The sequence below is a fragment of the Desulfobacterales bacterium genome, from assembly GCA_028704555.1.
In the GTDB taxonomy this organism is placed as follows: Bacteria; Desulfobacterota; Desulfobacteria; order Desulfobacterales; family JAQWFD01; genus JAQWFD01.
Genome location: JAQWFD010000012.1, coordinates 1 through 21049, shown reverse-complemented (window position 1 = coordinate 21049; position 21049 = coordinate 1). Strand labels below are relative to the sequence as shown.

The following is a 21049-nucleotide window of genomic DNA, read 5'->3' as shown; positions in this document are numbered from 1 at the left end:
ACCTTTTCCGAGACCGTCAAACCAAACACGCAATCACTATACTGATATCAGATGTCTGGTCTATTGAAAATTACCTTTAAAACAACCTCTACATTCCCACCCCATCGATCGAAACGCCGCAATACGGACACAGGCCACGGTCTATCACATTTTTACGAACTGTAAAAGCCCACCGGTCAACCAGCAGCTTTCCGCAGTTATAGCAGAAGGTGCTTTCCCCCTCATCGCCCGGCACATTCCCGGTATAGACATACCTCAGGCCTGCCTTCAGGCCGATATCCCGGGCCAGTTCAAGGGTCTGAACCGGCGTCGGCGGAAGGTCCGTGAGCCGGTAGGTCGGATGAAACCGGCTGACATGCCAGGGGGTATCGACACCCAGCTCATCGGCAATAAACCGGGCCAGCTGGTTGAGTTCATCCGGGCTGTCATTCAATCCCGGAATCAGCAGCGTCGTTACCTCAACAAAAACGTCCATGGCCTTCATTAGTTTCAGCGTTTCCTTGACCGGTTCCAGTCTGCCCCCGCAGATTTCCCGGTAATACCGGTCGCTGAAGGCTTTCAGATCCACATTTGCCGCATCCAGGTACGGGCTGATCATCTCCAGCGCTTCGGGCGTCATAAACCCGTTGGTGACAAACACGTTTTTGATGTGACTTTCATGAGCCAGACGGGAAGTATCAAGGGCATATTCAAAAAATACGGTCGGCTCCGTGTAAGTATAGGCAATACTCTGGCAACCGGCGTCCCGGGCCTCTGAAACAATTTTTTCCGGACTGCAGAACTCTCCAATGATCCTGCCTTTCTGATCGGTCGGCAGCTGGGCGATATCCGCGTTCTGACAGAACAGGCACCGGAAATTACACCCCACCGTTGCAATGGAGTAGGAACGGGTTCCCGGCAGAAAATGAAACAGGGGTTTTTTTTCAATCGGATCAATATGACGGGCGATGAGCTTGCCGTACACCAGGGTTTTCAACGTGCCCGCCTGATTTTCCCGGACATTGCATCTTCCCCGGCTGCCTGCATGAATAATACAGCGATGATGGCAGAGCCGGCAACGGACCTTGTTATCCGGCAACGATTCATACAGATAGGCTTCCATGGTATCAACTCCCCTTTTCCAATACTTTTTTTTGGCGCCTTTTGCTTCCGGCTTGAGTGGATCAGAAAGCGGTTTAAACCACTGCGCCTTTAACTCGGACTTTTTACGATGCCGTCTCGATTCTGGCCTTTTACGAGTTCATCAGGATTTATCCGGCAAAAAACACCTGTTGAACGATTGACAGGGCAGATCAGCGACAGGGGACGGGTGATGAATTGAGGATTTAAAACGACAACCATCCCGGCAAAAGCACCGAATGGAAATCGTTGAATAAATCGATATTGTTCAATCTTCCGGCAGATGATCCGGTTTGAGGAAGAAAAGTTACTTACCGTACGGCACGTTACCGGAACATTGCCCAGCACATACCGGATATGGCTTTTTAATTCGCTGATACTGAAAAACCGCGCATGTTTATAAATGGAGTCGCAAAGCAGCGTTCTGAGTCTCAGCCGCATGACTTCAACGGCATGTTTATTCAAAAATCCGATAAACACCTTGTTTTTTGCAACCCGACAGGCTTCTTCGATGGTTCTTTTGAAATCATCGACAAATTCGAGCGTCAATATGATACAGGCATTATCAAATGAATTGTCCTCAAACGGCAGATCTTCGGCAACTCCCCGATAAAAATCCACCCGATTCCTTACATTTCGGCTTGCAATATCCAGCATATAGGGAGAAGGGTCGAGACCCGTAACCTGTAATCCGGAATCTATCAATGCGCAAAGCCTTGTCCCGGTACCGCAACCGATTTCCAGAACAGATTCCCCCCTGACCGGTCGAAGCATATCGAGCATCAGCCGGCTTTCGAGTTCAGCGGTAAACCGGATTTTCGACTGTTTCAACCACTGATCATATGCGACGGCATCTTTAAAATCAAAAATATAACCCATAATGTATATATTTATTGGAAAAATACGTATTTATCAAGCATAAAACCAACGCCATTCATCGGGAACGGAAATGAGCTGAACGGACCCCGGCGCACTGGGGGCTCACTCAAAAATAACTTCCGATTTTAAGCGCCGATGCATCCTGCCTGGCTGCGTTACGAAAGCTTTGGAGCATACCGGGCGCGTCAACCCAGTATCATTCGGCTCTTTTTCTCTGTACCATACTGATGAAAACGGATCGGGGGACCCCGCTGAAAACTTTCCACCTTTTATTACAATCTTTTCCCCAACTGTTTGAACTATTTTCGCCTTTGTGCTAACAACACAATTAGATAAACCGGGAATGCAATATATGCATTACCACCATAAAAATGCCATGTTCATGCCCTTATTTTTAAGGCATGACGCCGCGTTACGATCCGAAATTACCCGGAAGACTGAACTCAAAACAATTGCATCGGATTAGATCATGAACGAATTTTTCAAAGTCACTCCCATAGAGCATGTACTCAATTATACATCGGATTTTGCGCCTGTCGAGGCAGAAATCATTTCGCTGCCGGACGCTCTGGAAAGAATACTGGCAGAAGATATCGTATCCGATATCAATATACCCGATTTTGCCAGATCCACCATGGACGGCTATGCCGTATCGGCAAAATCCACGTTTGGCGCCTCCGAAAGCAACCCGGCGTATTTCATGGTAAAAGGCGCTGTATTCATGGGAGAAACTCCTGATTTTTCAATCGGGCCTGAACAAGCGGCAAGAATACCCACCGGGGGAATGCTTCCGAAGGGCGCAGACAGTGTCGTCATGATCGAGCATACCGAGGCTGTCGACGATTCGACCATTGAAGTTTACCGGGCGGTCGCTCCGGGACAGCATATCGTAGACATCGGAGAAGACATCCTCCAGGGCAACACCATTCTGCCGAAGGGCGTCAAAATCAGGCCTCAGGAACTCGGACTGCTGGCTGCCCTGGGCAGAACGAGACTGTCCGTTTACCGGCAGCCGGTGGTCGGCATCATTTCAACCGGCGATGAACTGATCCCCATTGACCAGATACCTGCCGCAGGAAAAATCCGGGATATCAATACCTACACGCTGGCCGGTCTTGTAAGAGAAGCCGGGGGGATTCCGCTGATATTCGGCATCATGAGGGACAATTTTGATCAACTTCACGAGACCTGTTCCCTGGCCGCGTCTCAATCCGATATGATGCTGATTTCCGGGGGCAGCTCCGTGGGAACCCGGGATTTTACGATCGATGCCATATCATCCCTCCCCGAATCCGAGATACTCGTTCACGGAATCTCGATCAGTCCCGGAAAACCCACGATCCTGGCCAGAGTCGGGAACAAGATGTTCTGGGGCCTGCCAGGGCATGTGGTATCCGCCATGGTGGTATTTTCGGTTGTGGTCCGCCCTTTTTTCGACCGCATTTCCGGTATTACACTGCCCCGGGGCATGAAACGGATTACCGCACGCCTGACCCGGAACCTGCCATCTGCTCAGGGTCGTACGGATTTTATCAGAGTCCGGTTCATTGAAAAATCCGGAGAGATCTGGGCAGAACCGGTGATCGGAAAATCCGGCCTCATCAATACCATGGTCAAGGCCGACGGGCTTGTCGAAATACCGGTGAACACCGAAGGTTTCGATCAAGACACCCCCGTCAATGTCATCCCCCTGTAATCCCTGATTTCCCGGAATGATGCGATAAAAAAATCGTATTTGGAGACATATAATGACATCACGACGCAATGTATATCTGAAAATGAAGACTTTAAAAGAAGCCCGTGAAATTCTTTTCAACCGCTTCCCTGTTCCCGAAACGTTTTCCGGCGAAACCATCCCTGTTCCGGATGCCGTAGGCCGGGTATTATCCGAGCATGTCACGGCAAGACTCTCATCGCCGAACTTCCATGCAGCGGCCATGGATGGGATTGCCGTGAAGGCCGAATCCACATTCGGGGCCCATGAAGCCAGTCCCAGAGAGCTGAGGATAGGAGAAACCGCGTTTTATGTCAACACCGGCCACGTGCTGCCGGAACATACCAACGCGGTGATTATGATTGAAAACGTTCAGGTCATCGATGAGCATCGGATTGAAATCCAGGCGCCCGCCTATCCCTGGCAACATGTCAGAAAAATGGGGGAAGATATCGTGGCAACCGAACTGCTATTTACCCGGGATCACGTCATCACGCCCTATTGCGTGGGAGCGCTGCTGTCCGCAGGAATATTTACCGTCCGTGTCCGAAAAAAGCCAAAAATTTTAATTATCCCCACGGGCTCTGAACTGCTGGACTGGCAAAAATGCGCGGTAGATCATCTGAAACCCGGTCAGGTTCTGGAAACCAATTCCTTTGTTCTGGGAAAACTTGCCGAATCCTTTGGCGCTGAATATGTACGCCACCCGCTGGTGAAGGACGACGAGGATACGATTCGAAACGCCGTCGATGAAGCTTCCGGCCAGGATTATGACATCATCATTACGGTGGGAGGCTCATCAGCCGGTTCAGAAGATTATACCCGTAAAATAATCAGCGACATAGGAGATATCCTGTTTCACGGCGTTACCATCATGCCGGGAAAACCCGTTGTCATGGGGGTTGTCAATGAAAAACCGGTAGCCGGCATTCCCGGGTATCCCGTATCAGCCATTGTCGCCTTTGAACAGTTTGTCAGGCCGCTGATATATAGAATGCAGGGGCTGCCGGAGGAAAACCGTCCGGAAGCCACGGTTTTTCCGACCCGTAAAATCTCATCCCATCTGGGAGTGGAAGAATTTTTCCGGGTCAAACTCGGCAATGTCGGTGACAAAATTGTTGCCACACCCCTGCCCAGAGGGTCCGGAAGCATTACCACGCTGACCCGGGCAGACGGCATCATCCGCATTCCCAATCATGTGGAAGGGCTCAATGTCAACGAGCCGGTCAGCGCCGAACTCCTGCGTCCCCTGTCTCATATTCGCAATACCATCGTCGCCGTAGGAAGTCATGATAACACCCTGGACGTACTCGCCGACCAGATCCGCTCAACCCACAACAGCCATTTGACGCTTTCTTCAAGCCATGTGGGAAGCATGGGCGGACTGATGGCGATCAAACGCGGCGTCTGCCATATCGCCGGCTGCCATCTGCTGGATACGGAAACCGGAACCTATAATATATCCTACATCAACAAATTCCTGCCCGGATTCAAGGGGGTAACGGTTCATCTGGTCGAAAGGGACCAGGGCTTGATTGTACCCAAAGGAAATCCCAAACGCATTCAGGGCTTTGAGGATCTGACCCGTGATGATATCATCTTCATTAACCGGCAGACCGGCTCCGGCACCCGGATTCTGCTGGACTACCATCTGAACAGATCCCAAATCCAGCCGGATCATATCACCGGCTATGAAAATGACGAATTCACGCATATGTCGGTGGCCGTAGCGGTTCTCAGCGGTCTTGCGGATGTGGGGCTGGGCATTTGTGCGGCGGCAAATGCGCTGGATCTGGATTTTATACCGGTTGCAACGGAACAATACGATCTGATCATTCCCGAAGAACATATTTCCTCTGATTCTATCAATGTCCTGCTGGAAACCATTCGGTCCGAAGCATTCAAGCAGCGTGTTCAGATGCTGGGAGGCTACAACACCCAAAGAACCGGAGACATTCTGCACCGCTTTGCCGGATAGAAGACCCGAATCAACCGGCTCGGCCGGGCCGGATACGTGCGTGTTTCATCCGGTATGGATAAATGGATAACAGGCAACGCCTGCCGCAAACCGATCGACAGGCGATTGGCATATTTTTTTACACATTGACAGGGCACAACGATAATGGAACCGATTCAGGCATGTATACTGGGGTGTATTCAGGGGCTGACCGAATTTTTACCGATCAGCAGTTCAGGCCATCTGGTTTTGTTTCAGCATCTTTTCGGCATGCAGGAACCGCAGCTTTTCTTTGATATCAGCGTTCATGTCGGAACGCTGATCGCTGTGATGGCGTTTTTCCGGGATGACATCCTTTCCATCCTGAAAGCAGTTTCCCGTCTGTTGACAGGCAGGGCCGGCCAGTCTTCCCATCACCCCGACAGCCCCCATATCCGGCTGGTGATGCTGATCCTTATCGGTTCCATCCCTACCGCCATTCTCGGACTCCTGTTTCATCGCATTGCCGATCAGATTTTTTCTTCGGTTCTGATTGTTGGCATCATGCTGATGATAACCGGCGCCTTATTATGGTCGAGCAGATGGATAGGCAAAGAGACGAAAACCATCCGCACTTTTTCCATCAAAGATGCCCTGACAATCGGCCTGGTCCAGGGGATAGCCATTTTACCCGGCATATCCAGATCCGGCTCCACCATCGTTGCCGGGCTTTTCCGCGGACTTGACCGCGAACTGGCCGCCAGGTATTCGTTTCTGTTGTCCATTCCGGCTATAGCCGGCGCTGAGCTCCTGAGTCTGAAAGATATCCCCCTCCATATCAGCACATTTGATTTGCCCATCATCATAGGTACCATTACTGCAGGTATCACGGGATACTGCTCTCTGAAACTGCTTCTTTATTTAATCCGCAAGGGCAATCTTCATCTGTTTGCCCCATACTGCTGGCTTATCGGCATCATCGCCATAATCTATGGGCGATAAGAAAGGATTTTGGAATGAATTCTGAAATATTCAGAGAATATGATATCAGAGGCATCACCGGAAAAGATATTACACCGCAAGATGTCATTCTCATCGGAAAAGGCGTGGGCACGTACCTGATCCGTCACGGCTGCCAGAAAATCAGCGTCGGCAGGGACTGCAGAATCTCATCAGACCTTTTTTCGGAAAAACTCATTGAAGGGTTACTGTCAACCGGATGTCACGTGACCGATATCGGGGTGTGTCCGACCCCGATACTTTATTTTTCCATCCAGCACTTCAACCTGCAGGGCGGCGTCATGGTTACCGCAAGCCATAACCCACCGAAATATAACGGTTTCAAACTCTGCCGGAATTCAGATTCAATCCATGGCAAAGAACTTCAGAAAGTGGCGGACATCATCCGAAGCGGCGATTTTATTCAGAGCAGCGGCGCCATATCTACGGCAGATGCCCTCAGCCCCTATTCCGATTATATCCTGAATAACATCACGATCTCCAAACCGTTAAAGGTGGGCATCGATGCAGGTAACGGGACAGCCGGCGTTGTTGCTGTACCGATCATAAAACAGCTCAACTGCCAGGTGTTTGATTTATACTGCGATATGGACGGCAGGTTTCCGAACCACGAGGCAGACCCGACCGTCCTTGGCAACATGAAGGATCTGATCCGGCTGGTCAAAGACCACCACCTGGATATCGGCATCGGGTACGATGGCGACGGAGACCGCATCGGCATCGTGGATGATCAGGGGCACATCATCTACGGCGACAAACTCATCATTATTTTTGCCAGAGAAATTTTATCCAGAAAGCCGGGTGCCACGTTCATCTCTGAGGTCAAATGCTCCAAAACCCTGTATGACGATATAGAAAAACACGGGGGACGTGCCATCATGTGGAAGACCGGTCACTCCATCATCAAAGCGAAAATGAAGCAGGAAAAAGCGGAACTGGCCGGGGAAATGAGCGGACACATGTTTTTTTCCGATCGCTACCTCGGATATGACGACGCCGTCTATGCCTCCTGCCGGCTTCTTGAAATTCTTGCCAATACGGGAAAATCCCTATCGGAGCTGCTGTCCGATGTTCCTGAAACATTTACGACTCCGGAAATCCGGGTGGACTGTCCGGATGATCAAAAATTTAAAATCGTGGCAGAACTGACAGACTATTTCCGGAAGCATTACCCGGTCATCGACATTGACGGCGCCCGGGTGCTGTTTGATGACGGGTGGGGACTGGTCCGGGCATCAAACACGCAGCCGGCGCTGGTCCTCCGGTTCGAAGCCATTTCCCCGGAACGGCTGGAAAATATTCGGGCCGTGATTGAAACAGCTATAGACAATATCCGGCTGGAGCCCTGTAATTAAAATATGTTGCCGCGGATCTTTCTTCCATGATTCATAACCGAAACTTAATCTGAGCGGCGCCTTTCTGTCTGCGTTCATCCGCATAAATCCGCGGCTTATTTTTTTGCGTTTTTTGTAACTTTTTGCGGCTGTCGATAACCCCCTCGCGGGCGAACGGAAGGCCGCTACCGTTTAAAGGACAATTCGTTTGAGGCAAAAGATAAAAAACAAGACGCTTTCAGAAGCACGAAAGAGCTCCGGCAAATGATTTCAAATTTAAACAACCTCGATGCGGCAGCCACGACCGTATATCTCCGATTCGAATATCTATGACTATCCTGCTAATCCAGCCGCCGATCCGGGATTTTTATCTGACGGCAAAACGCACGATCCCATACGGATTGGCCTCTATCGCATCGACGCTGGAACAGCACGGATTTACGGTGGCCCTGATTGATTCGCTTGCCACCTCAAAATCCCGGGTGATCGATCTGCCCGATGAGATGGCCTATCTGAAGGAATACTACGGGACGCCTGATGTTTCCCCGTTTGCCCTGTTTCACCACTACCGGCATTTTGGATACAGCTTTGAGCATATCAAGCGCCTGGCCAGACAATCAAGGCCGTTTCTGATCGGAATTTCCTCACTGTTTACCGCATACAGTGCCGAGGCACTGGCAACCGCTGAGGCCGTTAAATCGGTTTACCCCGACATTCCGGTTGTACTGGGGGGTCATCACCCCACCGCGATGCCGGAAAGCGTAATGAAATGCAGAGCGGTGGACTTTGTGCTTCGGGGAGAAGGCGAAGTATCCATGGCAAAACTGGCCGATGCGTTGAAAAACGGCCGTGAGCTGACGCAAATTCCCGGCATTGTATTCCGAAAGGGCAACGGGGAACTGCATGTTTCAGATCCTGCCATGATAGAGAACCTGGACGCCTGCCCCCTGCCGGCGACCCATCTGGTCAACCACCGGTTTTATCAACGCAAAAAACGGGCCGCCATGGCCATCGTCGCCAGCAGGGGCTGTCCCATGGCCTGCAGTTACTGCGCGTTAGGCAATACGGCATCACGGTACCGGCAAAGAAGCGTTTCATCCGTATTCAATGAAATCAGGACGGCTGCCGATCAATATGATATCGGCTTCATCGATTTTGAAGACGAAAACCTGGCACTTGATAAAGGCTGGCTCCTGGGCCTGCTGAACAACATAAAGGCCCTGTTCGGATCCGGCCGGGTCGAGCTGAGAGCCATGAACGGGCTTTACCCGCCTTCGCTGGATGAGGAACTGATCAAAGCGATGAAAGAGGCCGGGTTTAAGACCCTGAACCTTTCGCTGGGTTCGACTTCAAAGGAGCAGCTGATCCGATTCAATCGCCCGGATATCCGTTACGATTTTGAACAGGCAGTGACCATCGCCCGGCAATATGATATGGAGGTGGTCGGCTATGTAATTGCCGGGGCTCCGGGGCAATATCCGGAACAGTCGGTTGCCGATATCCTTTATCTGCTCAATAGCGGAGTGATCGCCGGAATATCGATCTATTATCCGGCTCCCGGCAGCAGGGATTTTCAACTATGCGAACGGACCGGCATTCTTCCCCGGAAGCTGTCACTGATGCGATCGACCGCGGTGCCCGTCTCAGATACAACCCGCCGGACAGAATCGGTAACGCTGCTGCGTCTGGGACGAATTGCAAATTTCATAAAATCCCTGGCGGATGAAGGCATCAAAATCCCCGGCCCGCTGCCCATGGCTCAAATTCGAATCGAACCGGATGACAGCCGCCGGCAAAAGGGAATAAAGCTGCTTCAGGGATTTTTATCCGATGGCCACATAAGGGGCATGACCCCCCACGGTGAAATCGTTACCCACAGGGTCTCTGCCGGGCTTACCAACCAGTTTATCCAGGGGCTTGGCAGGATTTTACCCGTGGCGCCCGTAAAATAAAACCGGCATCTTCCGATGCCATGCGCCCTGCGGGCGGGCTTAGGAGCGCTATCGCTGGAGGAGCACTTCGTTTGAGGCAAAAGATTAGGGGCCGTTACGAAATAACCATTACATTTCTAACCATTTTGTTACCGCCCCTTATGCCGGTTACGACATTACATCGTTACAATGTTATTTTTAAACAACGGCCAAGAAGCAAGCGTCTTTTATCTGATAACAGCCTCAAAAAAACAAAGCTACCGCGCCTCAGTCTATAACCAACTGATAAATTAGATCAAAAAAATATAACTTTCCTATACTATTGAATTGTGAGTAACAACCTATGGAAGAAAAAAGCAAATCACAGATCAAAAGAGAAATGACCGGATTACAGAAGCTCGGGGAACAACTCGTCGAGCTTTCAGCCGCCCAGATCGACAAGCTTGAATTGTCGGATGAGCTTCGCGAAGCGGTACTGTTTGCCAAAAATGTCACGCAGAACATCGCCCGTCGCCGTCAGCTGCAGTATATCGGGACGCTCATGCGTCAGATCGACCCTGAGCCCATCTATCAGTTTTTCAGGGAGACCTCCCTGTCCCAGCAGAAGGGGATGGCAGAATTCCATCAAATCGAAACCTGGAGAAATGAGCTCGTTGAAGGCAACGATACGCTGCTGGAGGATATCATCCGACGGTTTCCCGAGGCTGACCTGCAATATCTGCGTCAGCTTGTACGAAATGCCCGCAATGTCAAGCATACCCGGAAAGCATCACGCGACCTGTTCAGGTACCTGAAAACACTTATGGAATCCCGGCCCGAGCCGACGGAAGACGAGCCGATTGTCCCCTGACCCGGTGATCCGGCAAACGGACGTATCCATCGAACGGGGAAAAAGTACCCAGAAAAAACCGGTCACCGTTCATCAATCGGAATATAGGGCTGTACATTGGAACCAATATAGATCTGCCGGGGCCTGCAGAGCTTCCACCTGGGGTCATCGATGCTTTCCATCCACTGGGATATCCACCCGGGCATTCTGCCGATGGCAAACATCACTGTAAACATATTGGTCGGTATGCCCATGGTACGGAGAAGAATGCCGCTGTAAAAATCGACATTCGGATACAGATGATGTTCGATGAAATAATCATCCTTCAATGCGGCTTCTTCGATTTTTCGTGCCACATCCAGCAGCGGGTCCGACAGATTCAACTTCGTCAGCAGGTTATCACACTGCCCTTTCAGAATCAGGGCTCTTGGATCATAGGTTTTATAAACCCGATGACCGAAACCCATCAGCCTGAACGACTGTTTTTTGTCTTTCGCTTTTTCGATGATACCGGAAACACTTTCCCCGCTTTTAACGATCCGTGACAGCATTTCGATGACAGCCTGATTCGCTCCGCCGTGCAGAGGACCCCATAACGCGGCAATGCCTGCGGATATAGCGGCATACAGATTCACCCGTCCGCTTCCGACTACCCTGACCGCCGTGGTCGAGCAATTCTGCTCATGATCCGCATGCAGTATCCAGAACACATTTAACGCCCGGATCAGATCCCCTTTCAGGGTATACGGCTTCACCGGATTATCAAACATCATGTTCAGAAAATTTCCGCAGTAGCACAGGTCCGGCCGGGGATAAATCACCTTATGCCCCCTGGATATCTTATACGACATAGCCGCCAGTGTCCGGATCTTTGACAGCAGTCTCATGACCGTAATATTGATTTCTTCTTCCAGTATCTGCAGTTCGGGATAAAAACTGCGCAGGGCAGTGACCATCGACGATAAAATCCCCATCGGATGAGACGCCCGGGGAAATTTCTGAAAGAACGTCTGCATATCTTCGTGAACCAGAGACGCATCATTGAGCAGGACCGACATTCGATTCAGCTCTTTTCTTTTCGGAAGCCTGCCATTGATCAACAGGTAGGATGTCTCTATGAAAGTCGAATTACTGGCAAGATCCTCGATCGGGATGCCGCGATAGCGTAAGACCCCCTTTTCCCCATTCATAAAGGTAACTGAGCTCTGACAGCTGCCGGTATTGGCAAAGCCCGGATCAAAGGTAATCAAGCCCGTCTTCTTCCGAAGTTCAGTAATGTCGATTGCCTTTTCCCCTTCCGAACCGGAAATTACGGGAATGTCATATGTTTTTCCGTCCACTATGAGTTTGACGAATTCAGACATGGTTTAAATCCTGATTGATATCGTTCAAAAAAAATTGATCCCGTTGCTTTCGTTTTTGAAATCAATATTATAAACAGCAAATTCAGCCGGTCAAGATCGGACCGGCGTCGATTTGTGGATCAGCAGCCCGGAATTGCCGGACATCACCCTCCGGCATGTTTCAGCCTGACGTTGATGGCATTGGCATGGGCGCCCAGACCTTCGGTCTCTGCCAGTCTGACAATATCCTCGGCTTCCGACCTGAACGCATCATATGAGTAATGGATGAGACTGGTTTTCCTGATAAAATGATCCACTGAAAGCGCCGATGCAAAGCGGGCCGTTCCGGCTGTCGGCAGCACATGATTTGGCCCGGCGATATAGTCTCCGACCGGTTCCGGCGTGTATTTGCCCAGAAAAACGGCGCCGGCATTGCGTACATTGCCAATATAATCGAAAGGATCCTGAATCTGAAGCTCAAGATGTTCCGGTGCAATCCGGTTTGACAGGTCAAAAGCGACGGTCAGATCAGGCACAACGAGTATTACGCCATACTGCGAAAGTGAAGCACGTGCGATATCTTTTCTGGAAAGGAACGCCAGCTGTTTTTCTACCGAAACAGAGACCGCTTCAGCCAGACGGGCGGAGGTTGTCACCAGTATCGCTGATGCCACCGGGTCATGTTCGGCCTGAGACAGCAAATCAGCCGCCACAAATTCGGCATTGGCGGTTTCATCTGCAATAATGAGAATCTCACTCGGTCCGGCAATCATATCGATGCCAACCGAACCGGCCAGAATTTTTTTTGCCAGGGTCACATACATATTACCCGGCCCGACAATGACATCGACTTTGGGAACGGTCGCCGTGCCGAATGCCAACGCGGCGATCGCCCACGCACTGCCCATCTTATAGACCGCATCCACCCCGACCTTCCCGGCCGCTACCAGAAGATGGGGGTCAACAGTGCCCGCTTCGGTTGGCGGCGTCACCATCGCCACGGATTTAACCCCGGCTATCCTTGCCGGTATGGCCCCCATCAGAACAGAAGAGACCAGAGGTGTTTTCCCGCCTTTCCCGCCCGGCACATATACGCCCACCGCATCGACCGGATTTACAATCTGCCCCAGGACGGTTCCCTGCCGCTGCGTACTAAACCATGACTTCTGCCGCTGGAGCCGGTGAAACGATGTAATTTGATCCACCGCACGATTCAGAGACCGGACAAATTCCGGCTCCACGGTCTCTATTGCATGATCAAACTCATCCCGTGTCACCTTGAGCGTATCCGCCGTGATGTTCAACGAATCAAATCGCCTGGCATACATTACGACTGCTGCATCACCGCGTTTTTTCACGTCATCGATAATACGGGAAACCGCTTCTGAATCTTTCTCATTGAAATTCATCCCCCGGTTCACGATGGCGGTAATTTTCTCCTGAGCTGCCTCTGATGGATAATGGTAAATTTTCATGATATGTAACCCCTTAACGGTTATGACCTGATAAAAAACGTTATGCTGTCGCCGTATAAGGGCCTCGGAAAAAATAAATTGCACGATCTTGCCTGTCTGCTTGCCCGCGCATGTGCACAATTTACTCTTGCCGAGGCCCTGACGACTGATCCGAAAACTGATTTTAACCGGTTTGCAGAATGCTGTCTGCAAAAGCCCCCATGTTTCCGGCTACCGAGGCGTACTTTAAACCGGAGTGCCAAAAATTTCAAACTGTTTGAGCGTCATGTCCTGTTTTTTTAATACTTCAGAAGCCATTTCGGGCTTGGTCATAACTGCGGCCATATTTTGCCGTGCGTAGCCTCGGAGTCCCGCCCGTTGCCGGCGTACGACATGGCGCGATCCGGGGAAAAGATGTCGGGCCCATGAAGCGTTAAGAAGCGCAAACTGTTTGAGGCTTGCCGCGTTTTTGCGCTTTAGCTTCATGGGCCCGGCATCCCCCGGATCGTGCTGGAGAAGCCGGCAATGGGCGGGACGGACTCCGTGACATTGTGGCCGCAGTTATGATCAAGCCCGCCATTTCAACACGCTCTACCCGATGCTTGCCGGTCAGACGAAGTGAGCCGGTTGCTCTGCCGGCGGATTGATTCGACAGAATCAATCCGCCGCCTAAAAAAATCATGGGATTTTAAGCCAAATTAAAGATACCCATTGACATATTTATTTCAAATTGTAGTATTGAGCTTTTTAATTTATCCGGCATCCCCTCTGATGGGAGTAAAGGCTCATTTTTCTTATCCAGTGCTCACGCACTGTGATCTCATTTGAAATTGGGATTGCCTTTATTTGTTGGGCACTACGCCAGGATCTTGGTGCAATTTATTCTTGTCGAGGCCCTGACACGGCATCTTTTCCACCTCAACCCGTCCTGGCGGAACAGATGTATTATAAATACGTTTCACATAAACGGTCTAAACCATTTTGGAGGTTCCTAAATGAAAACAAAAAGAATTTATAACTTTAACGCTGGACCGGCAGCCCTCCCGGCAAGTGTTCTTGAACAAATCCAGGAATCATTTCTAAACCTGGGGGGCTCCGGCATGTCGATTACGGAAATCAGCCACCGATCCAAAACGTTTGACGACATTCTCAATGATGCCATCGCCCGTACCAAACGGTTGCTGAATCTTGATGATTCATTCCATGTTCTTTTTATTCAGGGCGGTGCCAGCCTTCAATTCTGCATGATTCCAATGAATTTGCTGGGGCAGGACCAGTTTGCCGATTATGTCGACACGGGCACATGGTCAACCAAAGCCATAAAAGAAGTTCAGATCCAGGGTAAACAGGCCAATGTTGTGGCATCCTCCAAAGACAGAAATTTCTGCTATATACCTGAAGACATCCGGTTTACCCCCGGAGCGGCATATGTCCATATCACCACAAACAATACCATCAAGGGTACGCAGTGGGCCACCCTTCCGGATACCGGAACAGTCCCCCTCATTGCCGATATGTCCTCTGATTTTATGAGCCGGCCGTTTGATGCACGCCCCTTTGGACTCATTTATGCCGGCGCACAGAAAAATATCGGCCCGGCCGGCGCATGCATGGTCATTATCCGGGATGACATGGTTAAAAGAGTGCCCGACGCGCTGCCCACCATGCTCAAATACACTACGTTTACATCCAAAAACTCTTTATTCAACACGCCCCCCTGTTTTACCATCTACACCATCCAGCTGGTATTAAAATGGATGGAAGAAGAAATCGGAGGCCTTGAAAAAATGAATCAGATCAACAGCAAAAAGGCTGCACTGATCTACGACGTACTTGATTCAAGCGATTTTTACAAAGGCACAGCGGATACTGGCAGCCGGTCGAAGATGAACATCACATTCCGCCTGCCAACCGAAGAACTTGAAACCAGATTTATCCGGGAAGCGCTTGACAACGATATGGGCGGGTTGAAAGGCCACCGGTCGGTTGGCGGATGCCGGGCATCCATCTATAATGCGGTCCCTGTTGAAGCCGTAGAGACGCTTACCGATTTTATGAAAACATTCGAGAAACAAAACGGATAAATTCAACAGAGGATTTATCAATGAAATGTTCACGCAACGGCGCCAGGCCGTGTCAGAGCGTTATTTAAATGCTACGGGCTTAACGCCGTTGTGTGAAATAAAATGAGGCGAATTGGATAATCATCGGCTTACTCACGAAACTTTTTTTCCTGTCTTTGCTGATGCATCGTCACTCTGGCAAGCGATATCAGTTCTTCTGAAAACAACACAAGCAAATCATCCACCGTCAGGATGCCTTCTAGACCCCCTCTTTCATTGATCACAGGCATTCTTCGAATCCCGTTTGCTTTCATCCGTTCAAGGGTATCCCATATCCCGTCACTTTCTCTTGCCGTGATCAGATCAAAGCTCATCACATCTCCGGCAGTGACCGATTTCAGATCGACCTCTCCGGCAATCAATTCGATGACAATATCACGATCGGTAATAATGCCTACGGGTACGGGTTGATCCCCGTGCGGCACAACGACGACAATATCGCCCACATGAAATTGCCGCATCAATCTGGCTATCTCGACGATGTCGGTTTCCTTATAGGCGATTACCACTTCACGATTACAGATTTCTCCAACGGACATATCATCCCCCTGGCTCAGTCGTAACCCTGATACAGCAACCGTCAGGGTTTATTCATGGTTTAATGGTTTTAAACATGCCATAACCACCGCTCACGCTATTGTTGGACACATATGAATTTTATCCCCCCCTTCACTGGAAGCCATCCGCATGGCTCATCCGTAACGTTCAAACAGACAACGGCTGTCTCGGGTATTAAAAACGCTTCTACGCCACCAGTGATTGGTCGATTGGGAAGTTTGAACGGCTTTTATGTCACATCATCGCAGGATACGATAAAAGGATTTTGCGAAACAAACAAACGTCAGATATGGCTGAGATTGATCCGGCAGCAGATAACCCAACCATAACAAGGCTGGCCGGAAAGATCAAATCAAATACCAGAAGAAGCCAGAGGCGTTCCCGAAGGCAGAAAACCGGATCGTCCTCACGAATCCAGGCAAACAAAATGGCACATATATTGCTTATAAAAAAACCAACTGTTTGATACATATCATCATCAAGTCAATCCTGATCCGGTCGGTACCGGCAAAATCCGGATCTGATTGACGGCTCAACCAGTAAAAGCCTGGATCACAGGCATATTGTCCCATAGCAAAACAGGCGCCAGTCCTCCGGACAAAAAATTATACCCATTGCGCTTCATAGCCAGAGACCGTAAAGAATCAGCCAAATTCAACCATACCTATAAAAAGGGGTTATAATGAAAACGACCGATTACGATTTTTTCAGAAAACTTATTACCCAACAGCTGGAAGAACTTCGCGATAAAGCCAACCGCACCGTTTCAAGCCTGAAAAACGCCCCGGAACACCTGGCAGACCCGGCCGATCGCGCATCTGCTGACCTGGAACAAAATTTCATGCTCCGGATAAGGGACAGGGAAAGCAAACTTATCAACAAATTGCAATCTGCGCTTGAACGTTTGAACGACGGCACCTATGGAATTTGTGAGGAATGCGGAAATGAAATTTCAATCAATCGCCTTAAAGCCCGCCCGGTTACGGAATTATGCATTGACTGTAAAACCAGATCAGAAAGAATTGAAAAAGTCATAGGTATGTAAAACAAGTGTGAACTTTTATTACCTATCTGGTATTAATTTTCACAAAATTCGGATATCCGGTACCCGAAAATCATCATCCCTCCCTTACTCCTTTCAAAAGAAGGTATCATCATCCGAAAACCAAAGAGTCCGGCAACAGGAGAAACGTCGGGGATAACGCAAAAAAAATCCGGTACCCTCGACGTTTCCGCCGGGCAGCCGGTCAAACCACGTTATCTTGGGGCTTGATCATAACTGCGGCCATATTTTGCTGTGCGTAGACTTGAAGTCCCGCCCGTTGCCGGCGTACGACATGGCGCGATCCGGGGAAAAGATGTCGGGACCATGAAGCGTTAAGAAGCGCAAACGGTTTGAGGCGTGCCGAGTTTTTGCGCTTTAGCTTCATGGGCCCGGCATCCCCCGGATCGCGCTGGAGAAGCCGGCAATGGGCGGGACGGGCCCCGTGACATTGTGGCCGCAGTTATGATCAAGCCCTTATCTTGTACTGAAACACGTCAAAAGCCGGGGGCATCTTTCTCATCCCCATCCCCGAATCCGAACGCAACCGCTTCGGACACGACGCTGTTCAACACGACAAGGCCGTTATCGCTTTAACTGCGGCCATATTCTCTTACGTGTAGTTTCGAAGTCCCGGCCGGTCCCGCGCCCGGAAAAAATCCTTGCCATATCATATATTATATTGTATTTTTTACAGATTTAAACAGCCTGCTTGGCAGGCAATCCAGCTGACTCTCAGTCCGGAAAAGGAAGTGACGCTCATGCCCCTGGAACAGGACATCGTATTAATTTATTTTGAAGGCAAACCGTTTCTCTTTGCAAGAATTGAAGGCATCTCGCCGGACATCAAAAGAGACTGGTATAACATCCGACTGCTGATATTGCAGGTGCCCCTTCAAGTGGTAACATGGACCCTTAAAAAGGCGTACATCAACGGTGAGGAATTTACAATGGGCGGCAATAAAATGCGAATAGAAAAAGTTCTCGTCCCCGAATCCCAACCTGAACCCGGCCAGGATATCAACCGGCCCGCATCCAATACCGCCGGCTCAGGAAACGTCATTTCGTTCAATGATTTAAAAAAACGCAATTAGCGCGCGATTTTTCAGCCAGAGTTTCCCCGATGAAATCCCGAAACCAGATCGTTATCTCAGCATCCAGACGAACCGATATCCCGGCATTTTATATGGATTGGTTCATGCAGCGGCTGGAAACCGGTTTTTTTGAAACCGTCAATCCGTTTAACCAGAAAGTTTCCATTGTACCGGCCACACCGGACAAGGTCCACACGATCGTGTTCTGGTCCAAAAATTTCGGCCCTTTCATCAAAGGACCCTATATCGATATACTCATCGATAAAGGATATCATCTGTTTTTTAATTTTACGGTAAACTCCGAATGCCTGCAGCTTGAACCTCACATGCCACCGCTTTCGGAGCGACTGAATCAGCTCGAGTCCCTTTGCGGGAACATAAATCCGGAATCGGTCACCTGGCGCTTTGATCCAATCTGCTTTTTCAGAACATCCACCGGAACGATCGAGCACAATCTTCATCAATTTAAACCCATTGCCGACAGGGCGGCACAATGCGGAATCCGTCGATGTATCACAAGCTTTATGGATATCTACCCCAAAATTCAAAAACGGACCGCTTCCATGGACGGATTCGAATGGATTGACCCCGCGCCGGACAGAAAACTTCAAATTCTGATGGATATGGAAGCCTATCTGACCGGAAAAGGCATCCGGCTGTATACCTGCTGTGAAAACAAAATCATGGGACAGCTTCCCGCCGATTCCACCATTCGGAAAAGCGCCTGCATACCCAATGACCTTCTGGTCAAACTGTACGGCGGCCGGCTTTCCCTCAAACGGGATACGGGGCAGAGAGCAAAGCAGGGATGCGGCTGCATGGTATCCTCCGATATCGGATCCTACCGGCACCACCCCTGCCCGAATGGCTGCCTGTATTGCTATGCCAATCCACTCTCAACGCATTTGAAAAACAAAACAGGATATAATGACACAACAGCTTAAGATCGGTTCGGTCGCTCTGGGCAATCCGACCATTCTGGCCCCCATGGCAGGCATTACCAATTTGCCGTTCCGCCTGATTTCAAAAAAAAACGGCTGTGCACTGGTTTGCAGCGAAATGATCAGCGCAAACGGGCTGGTTTACGGATCGAAAAAAACCTTTCAACTGCTTCACAGCACACCGGAAGAAAAGCCCTTATCCGTTCAGATTTTCGGCTCCAATCCCGGGAAAATGGCTGAAGCGGCACAAATCGTTGAGGCATACGGTTCCGATATCATTGATATCAACTTCGGCTGTTCGGTAAAAAAAATTGTCAAATCCGGCTCCGGAGCCGCTCTCATGAAAGATCCGCACCAGGCCGAAGCCATTCTCAAAGCGGTCAGAAACGCCGTCACCATCCCCCTGACCATTAAAATACGCAGCGGATGGGATTCATCCGGAAAACAGGCCATTGAACTGAGCCAAATTGCCGAAGCATGCGGCGCCGATGCCATAACCATTCATCCGAGAACCGCAAAACAGGGCTTTACCGGCAAATCGGACTGGTCCATGATTTCCAGGATCAAGCAAACCGTTTCAATACCGGTTATCGGAAATGGAGATATTTTAAGCCATACCGATGCAATGAAAATGAAAACACTGACGGGTTGTGACGGAATCATGATCGGAAGAGCGTCGATCGACAATCCATGGATTTTCAGGCAGATAACAAATTATTTTAATGACAGCCCCATATCCGATATTGACCTTACTAGTCGTTTTGAATTAATGATAGAATATCTCAAACGATCCATTCAGTATTTTGGAGAAGAACACGGCTGCCGGATGATGCGAAGCCGTCTGGGATGGTTTACCAAGGGACTTCATTCCAGCAGCAGCTTTCGCGAATCCATAAAGCAGATGGCATCTGAAAACGAAGCCATAGCGTTAATCCGATTATATATGGATAAATTGATGAAAGCCACAGATCTACCCGATTAACCGATGGAAAATAAGGAATAATCCATATGGATGGTCTGCTTTTTATCGATGATGAAGAAGGTATTCGCCGCTCAATGGTTCGGGCACTGAGAAAAGAGTCATTTAAAACCTATACCGTTGAAAACGGAGAAAAGGGAATCGAATTTATCAGGCAAACCCGATCCACGATCTCAGCCGTCATCTCGGATTTTAAGATGCCCGGATTAAACGGCCTTGAAACCCTGGCCATTATCGGCAGATTAAACCCGGAGATTACCCGTATCATCCTGACGGGCTATGCAACCATGGAAACCGCCATTCAGGCCACCAATGAAGGAATCGACGGTTTTTTGACCAAACCGTTTGACAATGCGGAAATTCGTGCAAAACTTCACGAAATTTATATTCATAAAAGACTGAGACAGTTTGTTCCCGAGCATGTTTATCATAAGATACACTGCTGCCCCGGCGCATTGAAGCCAGCCTTTCAACAGGCATCCATTCTGTTTACCGATATCCGGGGCTTTACCAGGCTGACTGAGCAAGTTCCTCCGGAAACCCTGGCCTGCTTCCTGAATCATGACTATTTTGATCCGCTGGGAGAGATCGCCTATGAGCATAACGGCACGCTGGACAAACACATCGGAGACAGCATGATGGTCGGCTTCGGCACACCAGTCCCGCTGGAAAACGATGCCCTGTCGGCTGTTACGGCCGCTATTGCCATGCAGCGAAAGACCGTTGAAATCAACGACACCCTGAAAAACCGTC

At 49.8% G+C, this 21049-nt stretch carries 18 protein-coding genes; 12 read left to right on the top strand and 6 right to left on the bottom strand.

Going from position 1 to position 21049, the window contains the following annotated elements; genetic code table 11:
• Positions 1 to 88: 88 nt before the first annotated feature.
• A complete protein-coding gene (amrS, locus tag PHQ97_06210) occupies positions 89 to 1102 on the bottom strand; it encodes an AmmeMemoRadiSam system radical SAM enzyme (GenBank protein ID MDD4392327.1) in 1014 nt (337 codons plus the stop codon).
• 89 nt (positions 1103 to 1191) lie between these two features.
• Entirely contained in the window at positions 1192 to 1950 is a 759-nt protein-coding gene (locus PHQ97_06205) for a class I SAM-dependent methyltransferase (GenBank protein ID MDD4392326.1), read from the bottom strand.
• A gap of 517 nt (positions 1951 to 2467) precedes the next feature.
• On the opposite strand from PHQ97_06205, the gene PHQ97_06200 reads away from it, so the two are divergent.
• The 6 genes from PHQ97_06200 (at position 2468) to yjgA (ending at position 10783) form a co-directional block, all read left to right on the top strand.
• Positions 2468 to 3694 (top strand): molybdopterin molybdotransferase MoeA, encoded by a 1227-nt coding sequence (locus tag PHQ97_06200; protein MDD4392325.1) that lies wholly within the window; start codon positions 2468 to 2470, stop codon positions 3692 to 3694.
• Between the two features lie 52 nt (positions 3695 to 3746).
• The gene (locus tag PHQ97_06195) at positions 3747 to 5690 is read left to right on the top strand and encodes a molybdopterin biosynthesis protein (GenBank protein MDD4392324.1); all 1944 of its coding nucleotides are present in this window, start codon (positions 3747 to 3749) and stop codon (positions 5688 to 5690) included.
• A 144-nt stretch (positions 5691 to 5834) separates the two neighbouring features.
• Positions 5835 to 6650 (top strand): undecaprenyl-diphosphatase UppP, encoded by an 816-nt coding sequence (gene uppP, locus PHQ97_06190; protein MDD4392323.1) that lies wholly within the window; start codon positions 5835 to 5837, stop codon positions 6648 to 6650.
• A 14-nt stretch (positions 6651 to 6664) separates the two neighbouring features.
• The gene (locus tag PHQ97_06185) at positions 6665 to 8023 is read left to right on the top strand and encodes a phosphomannomutase/phosphoglucomutase (protein MDD4392322.1); all 1359 of its coding nucleotides are present in this window, start codon (positions 6665 to 6667) and stop codon (positions 8021 to 8023) included.
• A gap of 308 nt (positions 8024 to 8331) precedes the next feature.
• Positions 8332 to 9954, top strand: a complete 1623-nt coding sequence (locus tag PHQ97_06180; GenBank protein MDD4392321.1) for a radical SAM protein — start codon at positions 8332 to 8334, stop codon at positions 9952 to 9954.
• 322 nt (positions 9955 to 10276) lie between these two features.
• Positions 10277 to 10783: a ribosome biogenesis factor YjgA gene (gene yjgA / locus PHQ97_06175; GenBank protein ID MDD4392320.1), complete on the top strand. Its 507-nt coding sequence runs from the start codon at positions 10277 to 10279 to the stop codon at positions 10781 to 10783.
• Between the two features lie 62 nt (positions 10784 to 10845).
• Here the strand turns inward: yjgA and PHQ97_06170 are convergent, their stop codons facing one another.
• The 3 genes from PHQ97_06170 to PHQ97_06160 all read right to left on the bottom strand — a co-directional run bounded on the left by PHQ97_06170 (position 10846) and on the right by PHQ97_06160 (position 14045).
• Positions 10846 to 12126, bottom strand: a complete 1281-nt coding sequence (locus PHQ97_06170) for a citrate synthase (GenBank protein MDD4392319.1) — start codon at positions 12124 to 12126, stop codon at positions 10846 to 10848.
• A 143-nt stretch (positions 12127 to 12269) separates the two neighbouring features.
• The gene (gene hisD, locus PHQ97_06165) at positions 12270 to 13580 is read right to left on the bottom strand and encodes a histidinol dehydrogenase (GenBank protein ID MDD4392318.1); all 1311 of its coding nucleotides are present in this window, start codon (positions 13578 to 13580) and stop codon (positions 12270 to 12272) included.
• 225 nt (positions 13581 to 13805) lie between these two features.
• The gene (locus PHQ97_06160) at positions 13806 to 14045 is read right to left on the bottom strand and encodes a hypothetical protein (GenBank protein MDD4392317.1); all 240 of its coding nucleotides are present in this window, start codon (positions 14043 to 14045) and stop codon (positions 13806 to 13808) included.
• A gap of 509 nt (positions 14046 to 14554) precedes the next feature.
• On the opposite strand from PHQ97_06160, the gene serC reads away from it, so the two are divergent.
• Positions 14555 to 15643 (top strand): 3-phosphoserine/phosphohydroxythreonine transaminase, encoded by a 1089-nt coding sequence (gene serC, locus PHQ97_06155; GenBank protein MDD4392316.1) that lies wholly within the window; start codon positions 14555 to 14557, stop codon positions 15641 to 15643.
• A gap of 128 nt (positions 15644 to 15771) precedes the next feature.
• Here serC and PHQ97_06150 read toward each other — a convergent pair whose 3' ends face one another.
• Positions 15772 to 16221: a CBS domain-containing protein gene (locus PHQ97_06150; protein MDD4392315.1), complete on the bottom strand. Its 450-nt coding sequence runs from the start codon at positions 16219 to 16221 to the stop codon at positions 15772 to 15774.
• Between the two features lie 701 nt (positions 16222 to 16922).
• Here PHQ97_06150 and dksA point away from each other — a divergent pair.
• From dksA to PHQ97_06125, 5 genes are all read left to right on the top strand, one after another.
• Positions 16923 to 17285 carry an RNA polymerase-binding protein DksA gene (gene dksA, locus PHQ97_06145; GenBank protein MDD4392314.1) on the top strand — a complete coding sequence of 121 codons (363 nt, stop codon included), beginning with the start codon at positions 16923 to 16925 and terminating at the stop codon, positions 17283 to 17285.
• A 758-nt stretch (positions 17286 to 18043) separates the two neighbouring features.
• Entirely contained in the window at positions 18044 to 18376 is a 333-nt protein-coding gene (locus PHQ97_06140; GenBank protein MDD4392313.1) for a hypothetical protein, read from the top strand.
• A 29-nt stretch (positions 18377 to 18405) separates the two neighbouring features.
• On the top strand, positions 18406 to 19320 hold the full coding sequence (locus PHQ97_06135) for a DUF1848 domain-containing protein (protein ID MDD4392312.1): 915 nt from the start codon (positions 18406 to 18408) through the stop codon (positions 19318 to 19320).
• Positions 19304 to 20299, top strand: coding sequence for a tRNA dihydrouridine synthase DusB (dusB, locus tag PHQ97_06130; protein ID MDD4392311.1), 996 nt, complete (start codon positions 19304 to 19306; stop codon positions 20297 to 20299). Before PHQ97_06135 ends, dusB begins: the two co-directional genes overlap by 17 nt.
• 26 nt (positions 20300 to 20325) lie before the next feature.
• On the top strand, positions 20326 to 21049 hold a 724-nt coding region (locus tag PHQ97_06125; GenBank protein MDD4392310.1), incomplete at its 3' end, for a response regulator.

What these genes read in the sequence shown, in the direction of transcription:
- amrS (MDD4392327.1), bottom strand. Translation starts at nt 1,102, where the DNA reads ATGGAAGCCTATCTGTATGAATCGTTGCCGGATAACAAGGTCCGTTGC.
- PHQ97_06200 (MDD4392325.1), top strand. Translation starts at nt 2,468, where the DNA reads ATGAACGAATTTTTCAAAGTCACTCCCATAGAGCATGTACTCAATTAT.
- PHQ97_06195 (MDD4392324.1), top strand. Translation starts at nt 3,747, where the DNA reads ATGACATCACGACGCAATGTATATCTGAAAATGAAGACTTTAAAAGAA.
- uppP (MDD4392323.1), top strand. Translation starts at nt 5,835, where the DNA reads ATGGAACCGATTCAGGCATGTATACTGGGGTGTATTCAGGGGCTGACC.
- PHQ97_06185 (MDD4392322.1), top strand. Translation starts at nt 6,665, where the DNA reads ATGAATTCTGAAATATTCAGAGAATATGATATCAGAGGCATCACCGGA.
- PHQ97_06180 (MDD4392321.1), top strand. Translation starts at nt 8,332, where the DNA reads ATGACTATCCTGCTAATCCAGCCGCCGATCCGGGATTTTTATCTGACG.
- yjgA (MDD4392320.1), top strand. Translation starts at nt 10,277, where the DNA reads ATGGAAGAAAAAAGCAAATCACAGATCAAAAGAGAAATGACCGGATTA.
- PHQ97_06170 (MDD4392319.1), bottom strand. Translation starts at nt 12,126, where the DNA reads ATGTCTGAATTCGTCAAACTCATAGTGGACGGAAAAACATATGACATT.
- hisD (MDD4392318.1), bottom strand. Translation starts at nt 13,580, where the DNA reads ATGAAAATTTACCATTATCCATCAGAGGCAGCTCAGGAGAAAATTACC.
- PHQ97_06160 (MDD4392317.1), bottom strand. Translation starts at nt 14,045, where the DNA reads ATGAAGCTAAAGCGCAAAAACGCGGCAAGCCTCAAACAGTTTGCGCTT.
- serC (MDD4392316.1), top strand. Translation starts at nt 14,555, where the DNA reads ATGAAAACAAAAAGAATTTATAACTTTAACGCTGGACCGGCAGCCCTC.
- PHQ97_06150 (MDD4392315.1), bottom strand. Translation starts at nt 16,221, where the DNA reads ATGTCCGTTGGAGAAATCTGTAATCGTGAAGTGGTAATCGCCTATAAG.
- dksA (MDD4392314.1), top strand. Translation starts at nt 16,923, where the DNA reads ATGAAAACGACCGATTACGATTTTTTCAGAAAACTTATTACCCAACAG.
- PHQ97_06140 (MDD4392313.1), top strand. Translation starts at nt 18,044, where the DNA reads ATGCCCCTGGAACAGGACATCGTATTAATTTATTTTGAAGGCAAACCG.
- PHQ97_06135 (MDD4392312.1), top strand. Translation starts at nt 18,406, where the DNA reads ATGAAATCCCGAAACCAGATCGTTATCTCAGCATCCAGACGAACCGAT.
- dusB (MDD4392311.1), top strand. Translation starts at nt 19,304, where the DNA reads ATGACACAACAGCTTAAGATCGGTTCGGTCGCTCTGGGCAATCCGACC.